The organism is Alteromonas sp. KUL49 (assembly GCF_006538345.1).
Classification (GTDB): Bacteria; Pseudomonadota; Gammaproteobacteria; order Enterobacterales; family Alteromonadaceae; genus Alteromonas.
Genome location: NZ_BJKL01000005.1, coordinates 346541 through 364199 on the forward strand (window position 1 = coordinate 346541; position 17659 = coordinate 364199).

Below are 17659 nucleotides of genomic sequence, written 5' to 3' on the forward strand. Positions count from 1 at the left end.
TTAACATTACAAATATGTAATGTATTGTTAATGTCTAAATCGATCCTTTGTCTGTGCTCTTGCGTAATATAAGAAACAACGCAGAAAACACGGATAATACTATGCTAGTTGGAATTCCTTTGGAGCAACGAAACAGCCCAGTCAAACCAAAAGACTGCGCTACAGAAATGTCAGACTACATACTTGCAGTAGCTGAAGAGCGTTGTAAATCTTCGTTCGCTCGTGTTTTCAACTATTTTGCGCCCAGACTTCGTTCCTATGCATTAAAGCAAATGGGTAACGAAGCATTAGCTATGGAGCTGGTGCAAGACACTATGTCGAATGTTTGGCAAAAAGCGCATTTGTTTAACGCTGAGAAGGGCTCTCCTTCAACGTGGATATTTACTATTGCGCGTAACATACGATTCGACATGTTACGAAAGCTTCAAAACCGCAAGGAAGACATCTGTTCAGATGATCTTTGGCCGGTGTTGTGTGAGCAAACTGCTGACCAAAACGAAGTTTCTCTAGACGAGCAAGTTACCTTAGAGCAAATCGGGCATTTGTTCGAAGCTTTGCCAGAGAAACAACGAGCAGTAGTTGAAGCCATATATATAGATGGGAAGTCTCAACAAGAAGTTGCAGATCAGTTGTGTATACCTCTAGGTACCGTAAAATCACGAACTCGATTGGCGCTTCAGCGATTGAAAGGCATGTTAAGCGACAATGATTAATTTTCACCCTACTTTAGAGCAGTTAAGGGCATTTGTTACTGGTGACTTACCACCAGCCCTTTCTATTATGGTGTCTGCACATTGTGACATGTGCCCCCGTTGTATGGAAATGGTTGATAGTATCACCGAAGAACTTGCTCAAGAGTCTTTCGATGAGGTATCAGGTCAAGAGTCTCATGAATTACCGAATTCTATGCAGTCTATGCTCGCTGACATTACTAAACTCCCGTCCTCATTAAGTGCAGACGAACTGATTACTATCGCTAAAAAGAAGGATAACAATCATATCGAACTCGATGGAAGAAAGTTCCCGCTACCGAGAACACTCCATCGCTATGTAAACAAAACAGGTAATTGGTCTAGCTTGGTCGGGAAACTGTGGCAAGCGCCTGTAGATATGGGTACACAAGGCGTGGCCAATTTCATTTTTATGGGCCACGGTGGCAGTGTTCCAGAGCACACTCACAGAGGTACTGAATATACTTTGGTGATTAACGGTGAGTTTAGTGATGGATTGAATCAATACGATTCCGGTGATTTTATCCTGATGGATAGCACTCATACTCACACACCAGAGGCAGTCTCGCATGACGGATGCTTGGTATTCAGTATGGTCGATGAGCCTTTGCACTTTACGTCAGGACTGGCTAGGTTGCTTAATCCGTTCAGCCACTTATTTTTTCGATAGATAAACGAATATAAAAAAAGCGCACATTGTGCGCGTTTTTTTATGCGTGTGGTTTCTTAACCAATAAATTCGCTATCAGGAAAGTTGATGCGAAGCGTTTTCATAGCGTTGTCTCTAAGTTCGGTCAATCCCAACTGCTCGTAGCTAGATACCATTATCTCCAGCGCAGACTGAACTTGTGTTGAGTCTGGGTAATGTTCGATTACATAACGTCCGCGGTTCGCAGCGGCAACATAAGCACTTCGCTTCATGTAATAACGAGCGATGGCAATTTCGTAACGCGCTAAACGATCTTTAATATGCAGCATTCTTGCTTTTGCATCGGCAGCGTATTTACTGTCTGGGTATTGCTGAATGAGGCGTCTGAAATCATTAAACGCTTCTCGAGATTTTGACGGGTCGCGATCGGAACGATCAATTTGCATTATTTCTTGAAACAAATTGCTGTCAGATTCCATATTGGTAAGGCCACGCATGTAATATGCATAGTCAACATCCGAGTGATTTGGATTTAATCTGATGAAGCGATCTATGTTGGCAATGGCTTCTTCCGGCTTACCCGATTTGTAATAACTGTAAATAAGGTCCAGTTGTACTTGATGAGACAGTGGACCGAAAGGAAAGCGAGAGTCTAACTGGCTCAGCGTTTGCGCTGCTGCACTAAAGTTTCCCACCTCCATGCTTTGTTTAGCACTATCGTAGAGTTGTTGTGCGCCCATGTTGGCAACAATGATTTGCTCTTCTTCATCTGAAGAACTACAACCAGTCATGGTGATCACTGCACCCAATACTACCGGGGCAAGTAAGCGAAATGATTTCATAATGTTTTTATTTTCCTGCTAAACAATGCGTTTCATGTTGCAAGCTGTGTTATCTGTTCATTCTAACGCACACCCAACAACAAAAACCATACAAATTCGTAAACAATCCGGTGTCCTGTCTGAAAGCTTGTTATAATAGCGGTTTTACATGCAATTATTGGTGTTATGACATTGTCGGACAACTTGATAAATCTGGAGGCCGAGACAGGCCCAGAGCATTTCGGACTTCGTTTAGATCAAGTTTTAGCGGATTTGTTCCCTGAATTTTCACGATCTAAGCTAAAAATTTGGATTCAAGAAGGAAATGTTACCTTAAATGGTGACGTTATAACCGTTCCTCGCCATAAAATACAAATGGAAGAGGTTATTTGTGTTACTGCTGAAATGGATGTTCAGGTAACCAGTGAGGCACAAGATATCGACCTAGATATCGTTTACGAAGATGAACATATACTCGTCATTAATAAGCCTGCTGATCTTGTTGTACATCCAGGGGCGGGAAATCCGAGTGGTACCATTCTCAACGCTTTGTTGAATCATGTACCCGATATCGACAAGGTACCGAGAGCAGGTATCGTTCATCGATTAGACAAAGATACAACGGGTCTAATGGTGGTTGCTAAAACACTACAGGCTCAGACCCACTTAGTCGATCAACTCCAACACCGTGTTATGAGTCGCGAATACGAGGCGGTAGCTATCGGTACTATGGTGGCTGGTGGGATTGTCGATGCAGCTATTGGCCGCCATCCTACTAAGCGAACACATATGGCGGTAAGAGAGTTTGGCAAGCCAGCGGTGACCCATTACCGTGTAAAAGAGAAGTTCCGCGCTCATACTCACGTTAGACTAAAGCTAGAAACCGGCAGAACACACCAAATTCGCGTTCACATGGCCTACATCAAACACCCTCTCGTAGGGGACCCTGTATACGGTGGTCGACCGCGCTTACCAAAAGGCGCGTCCGAAAGCTTTATCAACACGTTGAGAGGGTTCCAACGTCAGGCATTGCATGCAGCCCAGTTATCTTTGTTTCACCCTGAAACTGATGAGTGGATGACATGGAAAGCGCCATTGCCTGAAGATATGGTAAATCTGTTGTCAGAACTTAGAGAAGACACCAAAGCCTTTCCTATCGACGAGCTATGACCACTCAACCTACGTTAATCGCACCCAACTGGTCAGCGCCAAAGAATATCTTCGCTTACACTACCACTCGAATTGGTGGTGTGAGCGGGGGAGTCTATCGGGGACTGAATGTTGGTGGGCATGTCGGCGATCATGAAAAGAATGTTGCTGTAAATCGGGCAATGTTGCCTGAAGCACAGAAAATCGTGTGGCTAAATCAAGTACATGGTAATGATGTGGTTGCATTAAATAGTAATGAGCATTTTGCACATATTCCAAAGGCTGACGCTGCAATAACGGACTCTTCCACCTATCACTGTGCAGTAATGACAGCTGACTGTGTTCCTATATTGTTGTGTGACAGTGAAGGAACGCAGGTGGCTGCTGTACACGCCGGTTGGCAAGGAATGTACAAAGAGATCATAGCGGCGACGGTAGCACGCTTCAATTGTGAACCTGAGCATCTAATGGCTTGGATTGGGCCGAGTATTTGCGGTGATTGCTACGAGGTTGACCGAGAATTAGCGCAGCGTTTTCAAGAATATCCTGAAGCGGTATCACCGGGTAAGCGGCAAGATAAATTTCAGTTGGATCTTCCCACCGTGGCTGAATATCAACTCTCCCAAATTGGGGTAGGCCGTATATTCTACAGTAAATTATGCACTTACTGTCAAGCAGATACTTTTTATTCTCATCGACGTGCAACCCACAATGGTCAAAGTACAACAGGTCGAATCGTAAGTGTTATTGGATTGCGCTAAATCAATCTTCTGATTTTGTTTCTCATTTTTGCACTTGAATAGCGTGAATTCTGATCCCATAACTAGGGCATAGCGTTAAGCAATTACTTGAGGATGCGTCTCTATGCGTTTAGACAGATTTACCAGTAAGTTCCAACTTGCCATCTCAGATGCACAATCATTGGCTTTGGGCAGAGATCATCAATTTATAGAGCCTGTTCACCTGATGTCAGCCATGCTGAATCAACAGGGTGGCTCAGTACGTCCACTCCTAAACAACGCTAACATCAATGTAAACTCCCTGCGTTCAGCTCTGGCTGAGGCTATTGAACAGCTGCCAAGAGTTGATGGTATTGGTGGTGACGTTCAACTGAGTAAAGACTCAGGTATTCTGCTAAATCTGTGCGATAAAATCGCACAACAGCGCAAAGACGACTACATCACCTCAGAGATCTTTGTTCTCGCTGCACTGCAAGACAAAGGACGCTTGGGAACAATTTTAAATCAACTCAATGTTGATAAAGACAGTGTGGAAAAAGCCATTGATAATCTGCGTGGCGGTCAAAATGTCACAGATCCAAATGCGGAAGACGTACGACAAGCGCTGGAAAAATACACCACCGACCTTACCGAGCGAGCGGAACAGGGAAGACTTGATCCTGTTATTGGCAGAGATGACGAAATCCGCCGTACTGTACAAGTGCTTCAGCGCAGAACGAAAAACAACCCTGTGCTCATTGGTGAACCTGGCGTAGGTAAAACTGCCATTGTCGAAGGACTGGCGCAACGAATTATTAATGGTGAAGTTCCGGAAGGGTTAAAAATAAACGTGTGCTTTCGCTAGATATGGGGGCACTGGTTGCTGGCGCTAAGTACCGAGGCGAGTTTGAAGAGCGGTTAAAAGCCGTGCTGAATGAACTGGCCAAAGAAGAAGGTCGTGTGATTCTATTTATTGACGAGCTTCACACTATGGTTGGTGCAGGTAAGGGCGAGGGCGCGATGGATGCTGGTAATATGTTGAAGCCGGCACTAGCCAGAGGTGAGCTACATTGTGTAGGCGCTACAACGCTTGATGAATATCGCCAATATATTGAGAAAGATGCTGCACTTGAGCGTCGCTTTCAAAAAGTACAGGTTGATGAACCTACCGTTGAAGACACTATTGCCATTCTTCGTGGCCTGAAAGAGCGCTACGAACTTCATCATTCAGTAGATATTACTGACCCGGCCATTGTGGCTGCGGCCAGTTTGTCTCACCGATATATCAGCGATAGACAGTTGCCTGATAAAGCAATTGATCTTATCGATGAAGCAGCATCGAGTATTCGTCTTCAAATTGATTCTAAACCCGAAGAAATGGATAAACTGGAACGACGTATCATTCAGCTTAAGCTCGAGGAACAGGCGCTCGCTAAAGAAACCGATGAAGTCAGTCTCAAACGGCTAGAAACCATCGAGCTTGAGCGCGAGAAAGCCGAATCTAAGTACAATAAATTAGAGTCGGTGTGGCTTGAAGAAAAAGAGGCAATGCAAGGTACGCAAACCATTAAGTCTCAGTTAGAACAGGCAAAGTTAGATTTAGATATCGCTAGACGTGCATCTGACCTAAACCGTATGTCTGAACTCCAGTACGGTAGGATCCCTGAGTTAGAGTCACGGTTGGAAAGAGTCAGTGAAAGTGAGGCTCGAGAAACTAAGCTGATCAAAAATAAAGTGACTGATACCGAGATTGCTGACGTGCTGTCTCGCTGGACCGGTATCCCTGTGGCAAAAATGCTTGAGGGTGAGAAAGACAAGTTACTTCGTATGGAAGAAGTGCTTCACAAGCGTGTTGTTGGTCAAATGGAAGCCGTGCAAGCGGTGTCTAATGCGATTCGACGTTCCCGAGCGGGCCTTGCAGATCCAGAACAACCCATTGGGTCATTCCTATTCTTGGGCCCCACAGGTGTAGGTAAGACAGAGCTGTGTAAAGCCCTAGCTGGTTTTATGTTCGATACCGAAGAAGCCATGGTTCGCATTGATATGTCGGAATTTATGGAGAAGCATTCCGTCGCCCGTTTGGTTGGTGCTCCTCCGGGATATGTTGGCTACGAGGAGGGAGGCTATCTTACTGAAGCCGTTAGACGTAAGCCTTACTCTGTTATATTGCTAGATGAGGTAGAGAAAGCCCACCCAGATGTATTCAACCTGCTTTTACAGGTACTGGATGATGGCCGTTTGACTGATGGACAAGGGCGTACGGTGGATTTCAAAAATACCGTGGTCATTATGACGTCTAACTTAGGGTCTGACATTATCCAAGACAAACATACTGAAGCCGAGTATGAATCGATGAAACAGGACGTCATGTCTGTGGTCGGTCAGCATTTTAGACCTGAGTTCATCAACCGAGTTGACGACATCGTAGTTTTCCACCCATTAGGTAAAGAGCAGATTAAATCTATTGCTAAGATACAACTTGCAGCACTGCGTGCTCGACTCGCAGAGAAAGGCTATAAGTTACTGCTATCTGGAGATGCGTTGAATAAGTTGGCTGATGCTGGCTTTGACCCTGTGTACGGTGCAAGACCGCTCAAACGTATTATAAAAAATGAGATAGAAAACCTGTTGGCGATAAAGTTGTTGTCTGGAGAGCTATCGAATTCGGGTAGTATTCGCATTGATGTTCAAGACGATGTGTTCACGATCCAATAATAGGCTCATTACTTTGCGGTTTTGCTGGAATGGCGAACCGCATTGTTGAGCCTATCTAACTCTTTACTGGTTAGGTTTCTCCATTTACCTGGTTTTAAGTTATCGAGCTCCAAGTGCATAATTCTTGTTCGCTTGAGCTTGGTAACTTCGTAACCTAAAAACTCACACATTCGACGGATCTGACGATTTAATCCCTGGGTTAATATGATTCGGAATTTGAACTTACCGCATGGTGTAACTACGCATGGTTTGGTCACCGTACCGAGAATAGGTACGCCTCCAGCCATTTTCTTGAGAAACCTCTCGCTAATCGGTTGATTTACTGTAACTTCATATTCTTTGTCGTGAGCATTTTCGGCGCGCAAAATCTTATTCACGATGTCGCCGTCACTCGTAAGAATAATGAGGCCTTCAGACGGTTTGTCTAGTCGGCCAACAGGAAAGATCCTTTGCTTGTGGCCGATGGCGTCAACAATGTTGCCACGCACGTGACGCTCTGTAGTACAAGTAATTCCGATGGGTTTGTTGTAGACAATATAAACGCGATCGCTTTTGTCTTTTGCTACCGCTCTTACGGCTTTACCATCTACTTTTACCACATCTCCTGGCCCAACTTTTGTGCCTAGTTCAGGAAGTTTGTCGTTAATAGTGACACGATTTTGTTCAATAAGCTTGTCGGCTTCGCGTCGTGAACAAAGCCCAGTATCACTGATATATTTGTTCAAGCGTTTAAGTGCGTCTGTGCTCATTGTAATGTGCCTATTTTCGCAATGTATTTGGGCTGCGGATATTATCTTGTGTAGACAATAATTAAAACCTCGCTAAGACCAAATTTAAAAACTTAAGTCAAAGTTCACTCAATAATTGAATGGCCAGTGCTTTTTCATCAAAGTCTTCGGCGCTAGCAATGGCAGACTCTAGCATATCCTTGGCCTCATCAAAGCGCTCCAGTTTTACTAAGGTATACCCCAAATGATATAGGATCGTTGGCTGGTTTGAGTCCAAGGTATATGCTTTACGCAATAAGAATAGTGCTTCTTGATATTGAGTATTTAGCGTGTACAACCAGGCGCGTGTATCAAGCACTAAGGGACTATTTGGTGCTAGATTGAGAGCCTGATCAGCGATAGTTGTCGCTTTGACTAGCTTGTTTTGCCTAATGAGAATGATCGCGTAGTTGTTGAGTACTTGGTCGCGATTAGGGAACCCTTCAAGGGCAATCAGTTGTTCGTAATGAATAGCGGCCAAATCATAACGTTGATGAGACAAATGATAGTCAGCTAATAAGTTCCGTTGAAATGCAGCATTAGGGAAGCGCTCTACGATGTTAGATAGCGCTTGCTCGAAACGTTGGTTATCTAAGTCCAATTGAGCAAGTTGGTAAAGTTTAATCGCAGCGATTTTGTTTTGCGGCATACTAGCAAGCGTTTGGGCATAGAACTGACTTGCTTCTGCATAGTTTTCTCTCGCTTCAGCAATGTTACCTGCAAGCATAAGAACTTGGATGTTTGTGTTATTTTGCGCCAGTAATTGTGACACCGTGTTTTGTGCCTCTGTAACTTTTCCTTCAGCGAGAAGCTGTTCGGTGTATTCCATCTGTATTTCAGTGGCATTAGTGTCTAGAGATAAGGCTCGTTCTATGGAAAGTCTTGCACCGTCAATATCTCCCGCCTTACGCTGTAACCTTGCTAGTTTGGCAAGTTGAATAGGGTTTTCAGTCCAGATACCGAAAACCACATTGTAAGTGTCATGGGCTTTGCTAATGTCGTTCAGTGCCAAATATATTTGGGCTTTCGCAATAAAGTAGTCTGGCACAATAAAAAAGCGTGTGGTGAGAGAATCAAGTTCAAGTAGTGCGCTGTCGTAATCGCCTAAGCGATTATAAATCGCCACTAATAGTTCGCTAGGTTTGCTACTTCGTTTTAGGTCTAACTTAACGTCTTCTAGTATATCGATCGCTTGTTGGTAGTTCTGAGCTCTAAAATGAGCCTCTCCTAACGTGAGCCAGTAGTCTGGATTGTCACTGGTCTCAACCACGTCTTGCATTAATGTAACGGCAACTTCGGGTTGATTTCTCCGTAACGCCAACGTTGCTCTGCTGTGTTTTAGTTGGCTACTGTCGCGGTATTGTGACGATAATACATCAATAATAGATTCGGCATCGTTGAGTCTATTCGCTTGAATCAGGTATTGGATTTGCTCTAACTTAAGCCCTGCATCTTCAGGAGAATTTTGGATCGCTTGTTCGATTATTGCGAGGGCCTCATCATTTCTACCCAAGCGAGCATGTATAAATGCATACAGTTTTCTCAGTGTGGTATCACTTCGTTCACCAAAGTAACTTTGATAAAGCGTCAGAGCCTCTTCAGGCCGGTCTCGCCTCAGTAGAACCTGAATTTCCATCGTCTGTATCGAAGCATTGTTTCCATATATATTGGTGAGTCTATCAAGAAGGTTGTTACATCGATGAACCTTGTTTGAGCGTAAATAAAGGTCACACAATACCAACGACAGCGGCAGATTTTCAGCGATAGTGGCCGCTTTCTTATCGAGCAGATTGAGTGCTTTGCTAGGGAGTTGTGTTATGAGATAACTACGAGCAAGTAGCTCAATGGCATTGATGTTTTCAGGGCGTTTGGCGAGAAACTGTTCTAACTTAATTTGGGCTTGTTTGTGGTTATCTTGATAAATTGCGGTAAGACCTTCAATCAGTAACAGCGTAGCGTCTGATGTTTTAGCGTCATCAGGAATTTGAGACAGCACACTGGTCAACTCACCAAAGATGAGCTCCGCTGATTCCTCATTGCCTACCTTGGCTGAAATGCGACCTAAGCTTAGTTTAGCGAAAGGATCGTCAGGCGTTTGCTCTAGTATTGATTCTAGAACAACGATGGCTTCTTCATCTTGCCCCAGTCTTATTAGTACGTTTGCCTTTGCGCGTTGCAGCACTGGATCGTCTTGGGCAATATCATTGGCCTGTTCATAAAATGCCAACGCCGTTTCCAAGTCACCTTTGTATTCAGAAACTTGACCGCGAACATGGAGCGATTTTGCTGACACTCCATTGATATCTTCAGACTTAATTATTGCCTCTTCTGCTTTTAGAAGTTCATCCTCTCCGAGGTAAAAGAGTGCAAGAGTATTGAGAATTCTAGGTTCGTTAGGGTAGAGGGCTAATGCTCGTTGGTAACTGTTCAATGCCTCCTGCTTCATGCCCTCTTGTAAGAAGACGGCAGCGCGTAGTAACAGTACGTCAAAGAGAACGTTGTTGCTCAACCCTGATATATCGATATCAAGCAGTGCACTAGGGTGGCGAGTTATGAGTAGTGCCTTAACTAACGGTATGATGACCAAGTTTTTATCCGCGCCCATCTCTAAGGCTTCTTCAAGTTCTTCTGCTGCGTAGCTAGCGTATCCTTGTTGAAGCAAAATTTTTCCCATCAACAGTTTTGAAGGAAGATGGTCAGGGGTATCTGTTAACGCATTTTTGAGATGAATGTAAGCTACATCAGCTTTGCCCTCGTTAAATGCATCAAGCGCCATTTCATAGTGATTGGCGGCAATTGCGCTCTGTGAAACAGTGAGCATTAAAGTAGCGAATAGAAAGAATCGGAGCATGGCACCAAACATGTAGATAGAAATTTAACGAGAAGAGACAAAAGAATAACGCAGTTGTGGGGAATAAATAAAGGGCGCTAGGCGCCCTTTAAAAGTGATAAGTCTCAGAATTTACTTGCGCGAAAATCGATAGCGTGACCTTCTCGCCAAATATGAGAAAGATAACATCAACATCCCAAGCACCGCTGGTGCAGATACAGGCGTAACTACAGTGGGATTCTGGCCAAACACAAGGTTATTGATGGCACCTGACCCGGGCATGTTAACGACTAGCTTAACGACATCGAACATATTCGCGTATTCAACGCGCTCATAACCACCGTCACCAGTGTCGACTACGTCACTCTGAACAATGCTACCGTCGCTGAGATGGAAGTAGAGCGATGATACTTTTGTTGCAGTATTTGCTTCGTTGTATTCAATATCGAAAAAGTCGAGAGAAACAATCGCGGTGGGTTCGGCAAAGTCAAATGCGAAGAAGCCTGCAGGGCGAGTACCCTCATCATCTGGGTTTGCACACACGCCGTTTGAACATTCGTAAGGACGCTCATGTAAAATCAGCACGCTACCAGGGCCAGCGCCAGCGCCAGCAATCTGTAGAGGTTCATAGATATCTTGAGAGCCTTCGTTAGCGCGGTAGACCCCATTGTCGAAAACGAACTCTAAATCAGGATCAAGGGTACCACTCAAACTAGTATCGAATGCAACGCTGACATTCTCCGTACCACCAACGCAATTACCGTTGATATGGTTGGCCTCAGTCATTTGTGAACCGTTCAAACTACAGCTAGATACGGTGACGCCCCACTCACTGTACTCGTCATCAATGATTTGACCGTTTGATATCACATCACCGTTTGCAGCGGTAGTGAAGTCGAGTACTTGAACGGAAGCGTACGCGTTGCCAAAAACGCACAGAGAAAATGCAACCGTCATCACAACTCGAGAAAACACAGCACTAAGCTTCATTGAGCTCATAACCTTCCTAAAAACAAATCGAGAATACAAAAAATCAAAATTACAAGTGCATAAATCATGCCTTTGTTTATATTTTTAATTAAAACAGGTGTTTAGGGTATTTTTAAGTACGCTTTCCCTTTCAGTGTAAAGAATACTGACGCTCTTTAATAGCCAAATTATATACTAAAGCTTTATAGTGCTATAACGCGTCGAGTAGTTTTTGAGCATCGGGACGTAAATAGAAAGGACGTTCTACTGTTACTGCGTACTCTAGTTCAACTCGTGCTTCATCTAATCTGTTGAGTTTAGCTAGGGTATAACCCAAGTGATATCTCACATTTGGGTTTTGAGCATCTCGAGCGTATGCCTCGCGTAGTAATTCAAGACTGTGTTCGTAATTACCTCGAAGCGCTTGTATCCAGCCGTAGGTATCCAATATTTTTGCGTCATTGGCGTTAAGGGAGTATGCAATCTCTATGTGGCTTAATGCTTTGCTAATACTTGTTTCTAGAGCCATTATTGCAAGGCGGTTATGCGCTTGCGCTGGATTGAGTAGATTGGGTTCCTCTATTAAAGACTCGTAGAGCGCTCTAGATTGTTCATAATCTCGGATAAAAAAGAGATATTGCGCGAGCAGGTTCTTCACCAGAAGATTGTCAGGTGCGCTATTCACTATCTCTTCAGAGGTAGTGATGAATTCCTCCACATAGCGATCACGAAGCGCGTAATTATAGAGTGAAATCACTGGCTGTGAAAAATACACGTCTAGAGAAAGTGCCTGCTTGTAGGCCGCAACTGCATCATCATCACGGCCCTCTTCAGCAAAAATGGTTCCTAGAGTATGCCAATAGTTGGGATTGCGCTGTTGTGATGGGGCGAGAGGGCTAACAATACCACTCGCTGCTTCAACTCGACCTAAACTCAATAACAACCGAGCTCTCGATAACACGATCATCGCGTTGTTTGGCGCTAGAGTCTGTGCGTTTTCCATGGCTTGTAAAGCCTTTGACTCTTCGCCGAGTGCTAATGCAATTTCGCTAAACCTAATGAGACGTTGTGGAGAATCACTGATAAAGTTCTCTACGATATTTAAGGTCTTAATTGCATTGTTAGGGTCCCTTAAGGCGAGCTGCAGACCAGCCTTGTCAAGTAAGTAATCTGGGTTATCAAAGTCATCTTTAAGTAGCTTGTCCAAATGGTACAACGCAGTCTCGTAATCACCTTCTCCACGAAATACATTGACTAAGCGCTCTCGGGTGCCAACATGGTTAGGGTTGAAATCCATTATACTCAGATAGATCTCTTTCGCTTCTCCTGGCCTACCTTGATTTGCCGCGTTATAGCCGCTCAACAGCATCGATTCAGTGTGCTGAGGAGAGAGTACAAGTAATTCTTCAATGAGCACTTCTGAGGCTTCGAAATTTCCCTGTCTGCTATGAATCGCTGCTAGATTAAACTTTGCTGGGAAAAGGGTAGGGTTCAGAGATAGTGCCTTATCAATCTGAATTTTTGCGGTTTCCAGATCGCCGCTTCTTATGTAGATACCAGCAAGCAAGTTGAACACTTCACTCTCGTCTGGAAACATTTGTGCAAGAAGATTTGCGCCTTTCAATGCTAGTTCAAATTCACCACCTTGGAGATGCATCAGTGAGTAGGTGAAAAGAAATGTAGAGTTTTCTTTAAATCGGTCGAAGTTCGCCTCAAGAATCTTAACGGCGTCCTCACGACGACCGCGAGCTGCCATTAACTTAATCTTGAACAGTTGAATTTTATTGTTGTCTGGATAGCGAAGTTCTAGACGTTGTATCAAGCGCTCTGCTTTGAAGGCTTTATTTTGCTTAATGTAGAGATCGCCCAGAATTAACGCAGAATCAGGTGATTCAATAAGCTCAGTCTCATGTGTGGTAAGCAGTAGTAGCGCCTGCTTGTACTGTTGAGTTGCTAGATAAACTTGAGATAACATCAATACCGCTTGTATATCTTCAGGCTCTTTTTGCAGATAACTATTGAAGTCTACTGCGGCCTTTTCCATGTTGTTATTGAAAAAGTTAGTCAACCCACTGATGTAAAGCAGCATTGGTTGTGAAGAAATAAGTTCAGGCGAAAGCTGTGCCATGAATTCATTCAACTGCTGTAACTTTTCGCTGTCTACCACACTTTTCGACTCGCGGCTTTCCAGCCAACTATTAAGTAGGATGGCAAGAGGATCGTTTGGCGTTTCTTGAATAATTTCATCTACAAACAGTTTTGCTCTGTCGTAGTCGTTCGCCTGAAGATAAAGGTCCACCAAATTACGCAACGCAATAGGATCGTCTCGGTTAAACGTCAGCGCTTTTTGAAGGTAATCAGTAGCGGTGTTGTGGTCGCCTTGTTGATAGGCCAGTTGTCCCTTTAATCGCCAAGTAATAGCGTTGTTGGGGTCAAGAGACTCTGCCTGCTCAATAAGTGTTGAGGCTCGCATCAGCATGCCTTTTTGAATAGCTATTGAAGCCATGCCTTGAATAGCAGGAATAAACGTTGATGTCGCATCCAATATTTTGCCGTAACTACTCTCGGCGCAAACAAGATCATCTAGTCGGATACAGGCAGTTGCTTTTATTTGCAACCAGTCAATAACGTTTTCACCAGTAAGACCTTCCGTGCCGTCAAAACGAACCACGTCTTCGTATTTATTCAAAAAAAGCCAAGTGTTACCCAGAGGGCTGGCGATAAGGTTTACGTCTGCCCCCATCTCGTAGGCTTCTACGAATTCCATTTCCGCTGCATTTAGGTAGCCGTTTATCAGGAGGATTCTCCCCATCAGTAACTTAGCCGCGAGGTTTTGAGGGTCCTTTTGTAAGCTATTTTTGAGGTGTATATACGCTTCGTCATACTTTTCAAACTGAAATGATCTGAGCGCTTTTTCATAGTCTTCAGAGGTAGATGACTTAACCTGTGGCGCAAACGCCACGAGTGTGGCCATGATGATAATGGATCTGCACAGAAAGACAAAAGTCGGCATGAAAACGTAAATCCCTGGAAATTTTTATACAAAAGGCAGTAGTTGAACTGCCTAGAAGATACGTTTTTTTATACTTATTTAAACAGTTTTGCGTTCTTTCTGCGCTTTAGCGCTACAAAGCCTATCGCAGAGCATAGTAACCAAAAGCTACCCGTGGTAGGTACTGGTTGAGTAATATCTGGGGCGTCATCAACAGTAAAATCAATGCTAGCTAGTTTGAAACCCGACCCATGGTGAGAAGTACTATTGTCGTCAAAGTGTGTGTTATACGAACCAACCAACCAGTACTTCGCTACTGATAAATTAGAAAAGTCTGAGCTGAAATTGCCGTGACTACCACCAGAGTATATTGTGGACGAAATATTGAAGTGACCAGATGACAACACCGTTCCTGCAGAATTTGCTACATCACTCCATGTAAATTCGTTAGACGCGTGATTCTCGAATAGAGAAATATCATTAAGGCCAATAACAGAAATTTGCTTCCCAGTGTCATAACCTGTGAGGTAAGTAAAAGAGGCGCCTGTCAAAGTTACGTCTTCGCTAAATGAAAACAGAACCATATCGAAGTCGTCACCACCGGTAAAATTGTCAAAAGTATGACTGTCGTTGCTGTGACTGTTAACAAGGCCATAACCATAATCGCCATTGTATGAATAGGCGTTTAATTGGCTGTATTGAACCACCTCTGTGTCGTCATTACTGATCCCATCGTTACTCACATTAGCGGTATCTGCCCACGCAGTAACGCCAACGCGAACCTCTGTACCATCGATGACAATCGACGAGCTTGCAGCGTTGGTGGTGTAGTTAATATTGCTATGGCTTCCTCCGCCCACGTACAGATCGTAAACGTGCTCTTCCAGTGACGTGTCTACCGTGGTGCTAGCAGCAACGGAGCTAGCGAAAAAACAACTAATTAAGAAAACAGAAAAAAAGCGTTGCATACAAGACTACTCAGTAATGACTTCACCCTTAGGTAAGCAAAAGTCATGCCTGTATTTATATCTTTGATATACCGCATATTTTTTTAAGAGGTGTAAATCATATGAAAAAAAAGCTGACAGTCAGTCAGCTTTTATTAAGAGTATGAAATTAGCTTCGATTAACTCGACGACGCCAAGCGATAAATAGGCCAAAAGCAGCGAGTGTTGACCAAGTTTTTGGCTCACTTACATCTGTTGGTGGCTCGTTCGGCTGTCCGTCAATGTCAAACCCCAATGCAGTCAGTTTAAATGCATCGTTGTACATATTGCCGCCAATGTCACCGAACACAGTATTATAGGCACCTAATAACCAGTATTTAGAAGCAGAGGCCACGGTAAAGTCTGCTCTGTGATCAACATAATCACACTCAGTCACATCATAAGATCCTGCAGTCAGCGCGTCCTGAACAATATCAGACCAAGTGTTCACACCAGAAGTTAGTGTTGATATGTCATCTAAACCTGCAATAGATACTTGCGTGTCATTGGAATTACCAATCCAAGAAAAGCTTGCACCAGTTAGCTTGACTGATTCGCTGAAAGACAACAGAACGAAATCAAAGTCAGGTGAAACGTTGTAGCTCAGTGTATTCACATTATCAATGGCGTGGTCTGGGTTGCTGCCATAATACTCATGGTCAGCGTTATATATGCCATAGCCATAGTTGTTGGATATATGGACTAGGCTAGCTTCAGTCACAACGTGGTCATTGTATGTACCAACGGTATCAGACCAAGCACTGAGAGCTACATTCACACCGTCAATTGAAATGCTCGAATGAGCGGCATTTGTAGAATATGAAACGCCATCATCAATAAGGTCGTAGGTATATTCACCGAGCGATGAATTACACAAGGCTGATTGCTCGCTACTATTGGAACCACCACAGTGATTGCGATAATAGCTTGATGCCTCAACAGCGTTACTTACAGCTAATCCGATAACAAACAGAGTCATTATGGATAGCGATGTAAATCGAACCTTCAACCAAGTCATTATAAATTTGCTCCTAAAAGTTGTTTGGTGTTTTACCAACAACTCACCGTTTCAACATGATGAATGCAGTGTAGGGGAAAGGTCTTTAGTTTTAAGTACAAGAATCCATACCTAATTATGTAGGGTGAACTTTTGCTAATGTTCAAAGGTCCTGAAATTGTGGTTGTGTTTTGTGGGTATCCCACGAAGTAGAACTGTGAAATAATTGATGAAAAGTTAATAGTAGTACGAGGACTTATGTCTGAACAAAAGCGAAAGGGTATTTACCTACTACCTAATCTTCTGACAACTGCAGGCCTTTTCTCTGGCTTCTTCGCTGTTGTGTCTTCGATGAATGGTAGATTTGAGGCTGCTGCAGTCGCTATATTTGTGGCAATGATCTTTGATGGTTTAGATGGACGAGTTGCCAGAATGACAAATACTCAGAGTGATTTTGGCGCAGAATATGACTCTATGGCTGATATGGTCTCATTTGGAATGGCGCCAGCGTTGGTTGCTTATAACTGGGGACTTACTGAATTAGGTAAACTCGGTTGGTTAGCTGCATTTGTATATGTTGCTGGTGCAGCGCTCAGATTGGCGCGTTTCAATACCCAGGTAGGTATAGCGGATAAGCGATTCTTCCAAGGGCTAGCAAGTCCTGCTGCCGCTGCCGTGGTATCGGGACTTGTTTGGGTTGGTGTGGAGTACGACGTGGTAGGTACAGACTACGGACTTATTGTTGCCTCGGTCACTGGTATCTCTGGCCTATTGATGGTGAGTAACTTTAAATACAACTCCTTTAAAGAAGTTAATTGGCAAGGCAAGGTTCCTTTTGTAGGTATATTAATTGTGCTATTAGCGTTTGTTGTAGTTGCTACTGAGCCTGCACTGGTCTTATTCATTGTATTTGTACTTTATGCGTTAGCAGGCCCAATAAATACATTCCGTATGGTAGATAAAGTACGATTGCATGATGTTGTTGGTGATCACGAAGAAGATGCGGACTTCAAAACTACACCAAAAACCAATGAAACAGACAAGTAATGAAGGTTCATTAGTACACCAGCAATCGATAAAATCTTAAATTTTGCTTGGTTTTTAACCTTAATGTATAAAAAGCGACCGAACGAGTCGCTTTTTTTATATTTTTTAAAAAAGCCTGTTGACGCCGAGGAAGAACTGCGTAAAATGCGCGCCTCCTCAACAGGGAACGCCAATAACAACGGCGCTGAAGAGGTTGTCACCACTAAGTTTGATTGAAAAAAATTAACAAAAATGATTGACAAAAAAATGATGCGCTGTAACATACGCATCCGCTTCGAAAGAGGCAG

Annotated in this window: 12 protein-coding genes and 1 pseudogene; 6 read left to right on the forward strand and 7 right to left on the reverse strand. The window is 43.6% G+C overall.

The genetic code is table 11. The annotated features are described in order from the left end of the window. Positions 1 to 101 precede the first annotated feature (101 nt). Together EYS00_RS11385 and EYS00_RS11390 are read left to right on the forward strand one after the other, a co-directional pair. Complete coding sequence (locus EYS00_RS11385; protein ID WP_130636653.1) at positions 102 to 713, forward strand: sigma-70 family RNA polymerase sigma factor; 612 nt, start codon at positions 102 to 104, stop codon at positions 711 to 713. Then, on the forward strand, positions 706 to 1401 hold the full coding sequence (locus EYS00_RS11390; protein WP_130636654.1) for a ChrR family anti-sigma-E factor: 696 nt from the start codon (positions 706 to 708) through the stop codon (positions 1399 to 1401). The genes EYS00_RS11385 and EYS00_RS11390 overlap by 8 nt, the downstream gene beginning before the upstream one ends. 56 nt (positions 1402 to 1457) lie before the next feature. On the opposite strand, the gene EYS00_RS11395 is transcribed toward EYS00_RS11390, so the two are convergent. Continuing rightward, complete coding sequence (locus EYS00_RS11395; RefSeq protein WP_130636655.1) at positions 1458 to 2222, reverse strand: outer membrane protein assembly factor BamD; 765 nt, start codon at positions 2220 to 2222, stop codon at positions 1458 to 1460. Positions 2223 to 2387: 165 nt separating this feature from the next. Here EYS00_RS11395 and rluD point away from each other — a divergent pair, with 165 nt between their 5' ends. The 3 genes and pseudogenes from rluD to clpB all read left to right on the forward strand — a co-directional run bounded on the left by rluD (position 2388) and on the right by clpB (position 6784). Next, positions 2388 to 3371: a 23S rRNA pseudouridine(1911/1915/1917) synthase RluD gene (gene rluD, locus EYS00_RS11400; RefSeq protein ID WP_130636656.1), complete on the forward strand. Its 984-nt coding sequence runs from the start codon at positions 2388 to 2390 to the stop codon at positions 3369 to 3371. After that, positions 3368 to 4111, forward strand: a complete 744-nt coding sequence (gene pgeF, locus EYS00_RS11405; protein WP_130636657.1) for a peptidoglycan editing factor PgeF — start codon at positions 3368 to 3370, stop codon at positions 4109 to 4111. The genes rluD and pgeF overlap by 4 nt, the downstream gene beginning before the upstream one ends. 103 nt (positions 4112 to 4214) lie before the next feature. After that, positions 4215 to 6784 (forward strand): annotated as a pseudogene (clpB, locus tag EYS00_RS11410) (ATP-dependent chaperone ClpB). Between the two features lie 8 nt (positions 6785 to 6792). Here the strand turns inward: clpB and rluF are convergent. The 6 genes from rluF to xdp1 (EYS00_RS11440) all read right to left on the reverse strand — a co-directional run bounded on the left by rluF (position 6793) and on the right by xdp1 (EYS00_RS11440) (position 16346). Further along, on the reverse strand, positions 6793 to 7533 hold the full coding sequence (gene rluF / locus EYS00_RS11415; protein ID WP_130636658.1) for a 23S rRNA pseudouridine(2604) synthase RluF: 741 nt from the start codon (positions 7531 to 7533) through the stop codon (positions 6793 to 6795). 97 nt (positions 7534 to 7630) lie between these two features. Next, entirely contained in the window at positions 7631 to 10372 is a 2742-nt protein-coding gene (locus EYS00_RS11420) for a tetratricopeptide repeat protein (protein ID WP_165399365.1), read from the reverse strand. Between the two features lie 141 nt (positions 10373 to 10513). Beyond that, positions 10514 to 11380, reverse strand: coding sequence for a hypothetical protein (locus EYS00_RS11425; RefSeq protein WP_130636660.1), 867 nt, complete (start codon positions 11378 to 11380; stop codon positions 10514 to 10516). 181 nt (positions 11381 to 11561) lie between these two features. After that, on the reverse strand, positions 11562 to 14324 hold the full coding sequence (prsT, locus tag EYS00_RS11430) for an XrtA/PEP-CTERM system TPR-repeat protein PrsT (protein WP_242618740.1): 2763 nt from the start codon (positions 14322 to 14324) through the stop codon (positions 11562 to 11564). A gap of 113 nt (positions 14325 to 14437) precedes the next feature. Next, positions 14438 to 15310, reverse strand: a complete 873-nt coding sequence (gene xdp1 / locus EYS00_RS11435) for an exosortase-dependent surface protein XDP1 (RefSeq protein WP_130636662.1) — start codon at positions 15308 to 15310, stop codon at positions 14438 to 14440. A gap of 148 nt (positions 15311 to 15458) precedes the next feature. Further along, positions 15459 to 16346, reverse strand: a complete 888-nt coding sequence (xdp1, locus tag EYS00_RS11440; protein WP_130636663.1) for an exosortase-dependent surface protein XDP1 — start codon at positions 16344 to 16346, stop codon at positions 15459 to 15461. Positions 16347 to 16583: 237 nt separating this feature from the next. On the opposite strand from xdp1 (EYS00_RS11440), the gene pssA reads away from it, so the two are divergent. Further along, the gene (gene pssA / locus EYS00_RS11445) at positions 16584 to 17372 is read left to right on the forward strand and encodes a CDP-diacylglycerol--serine O-phosphatidyltransferase (protein WP_130636664.1); all 789 of its coding nucleotides are present in this window, start codon (positions 16584 to 16586) and stop codon (positions 17370 to 17372) included. Positions 17373 to 17659: the final 287 nt, after the last annotated feature.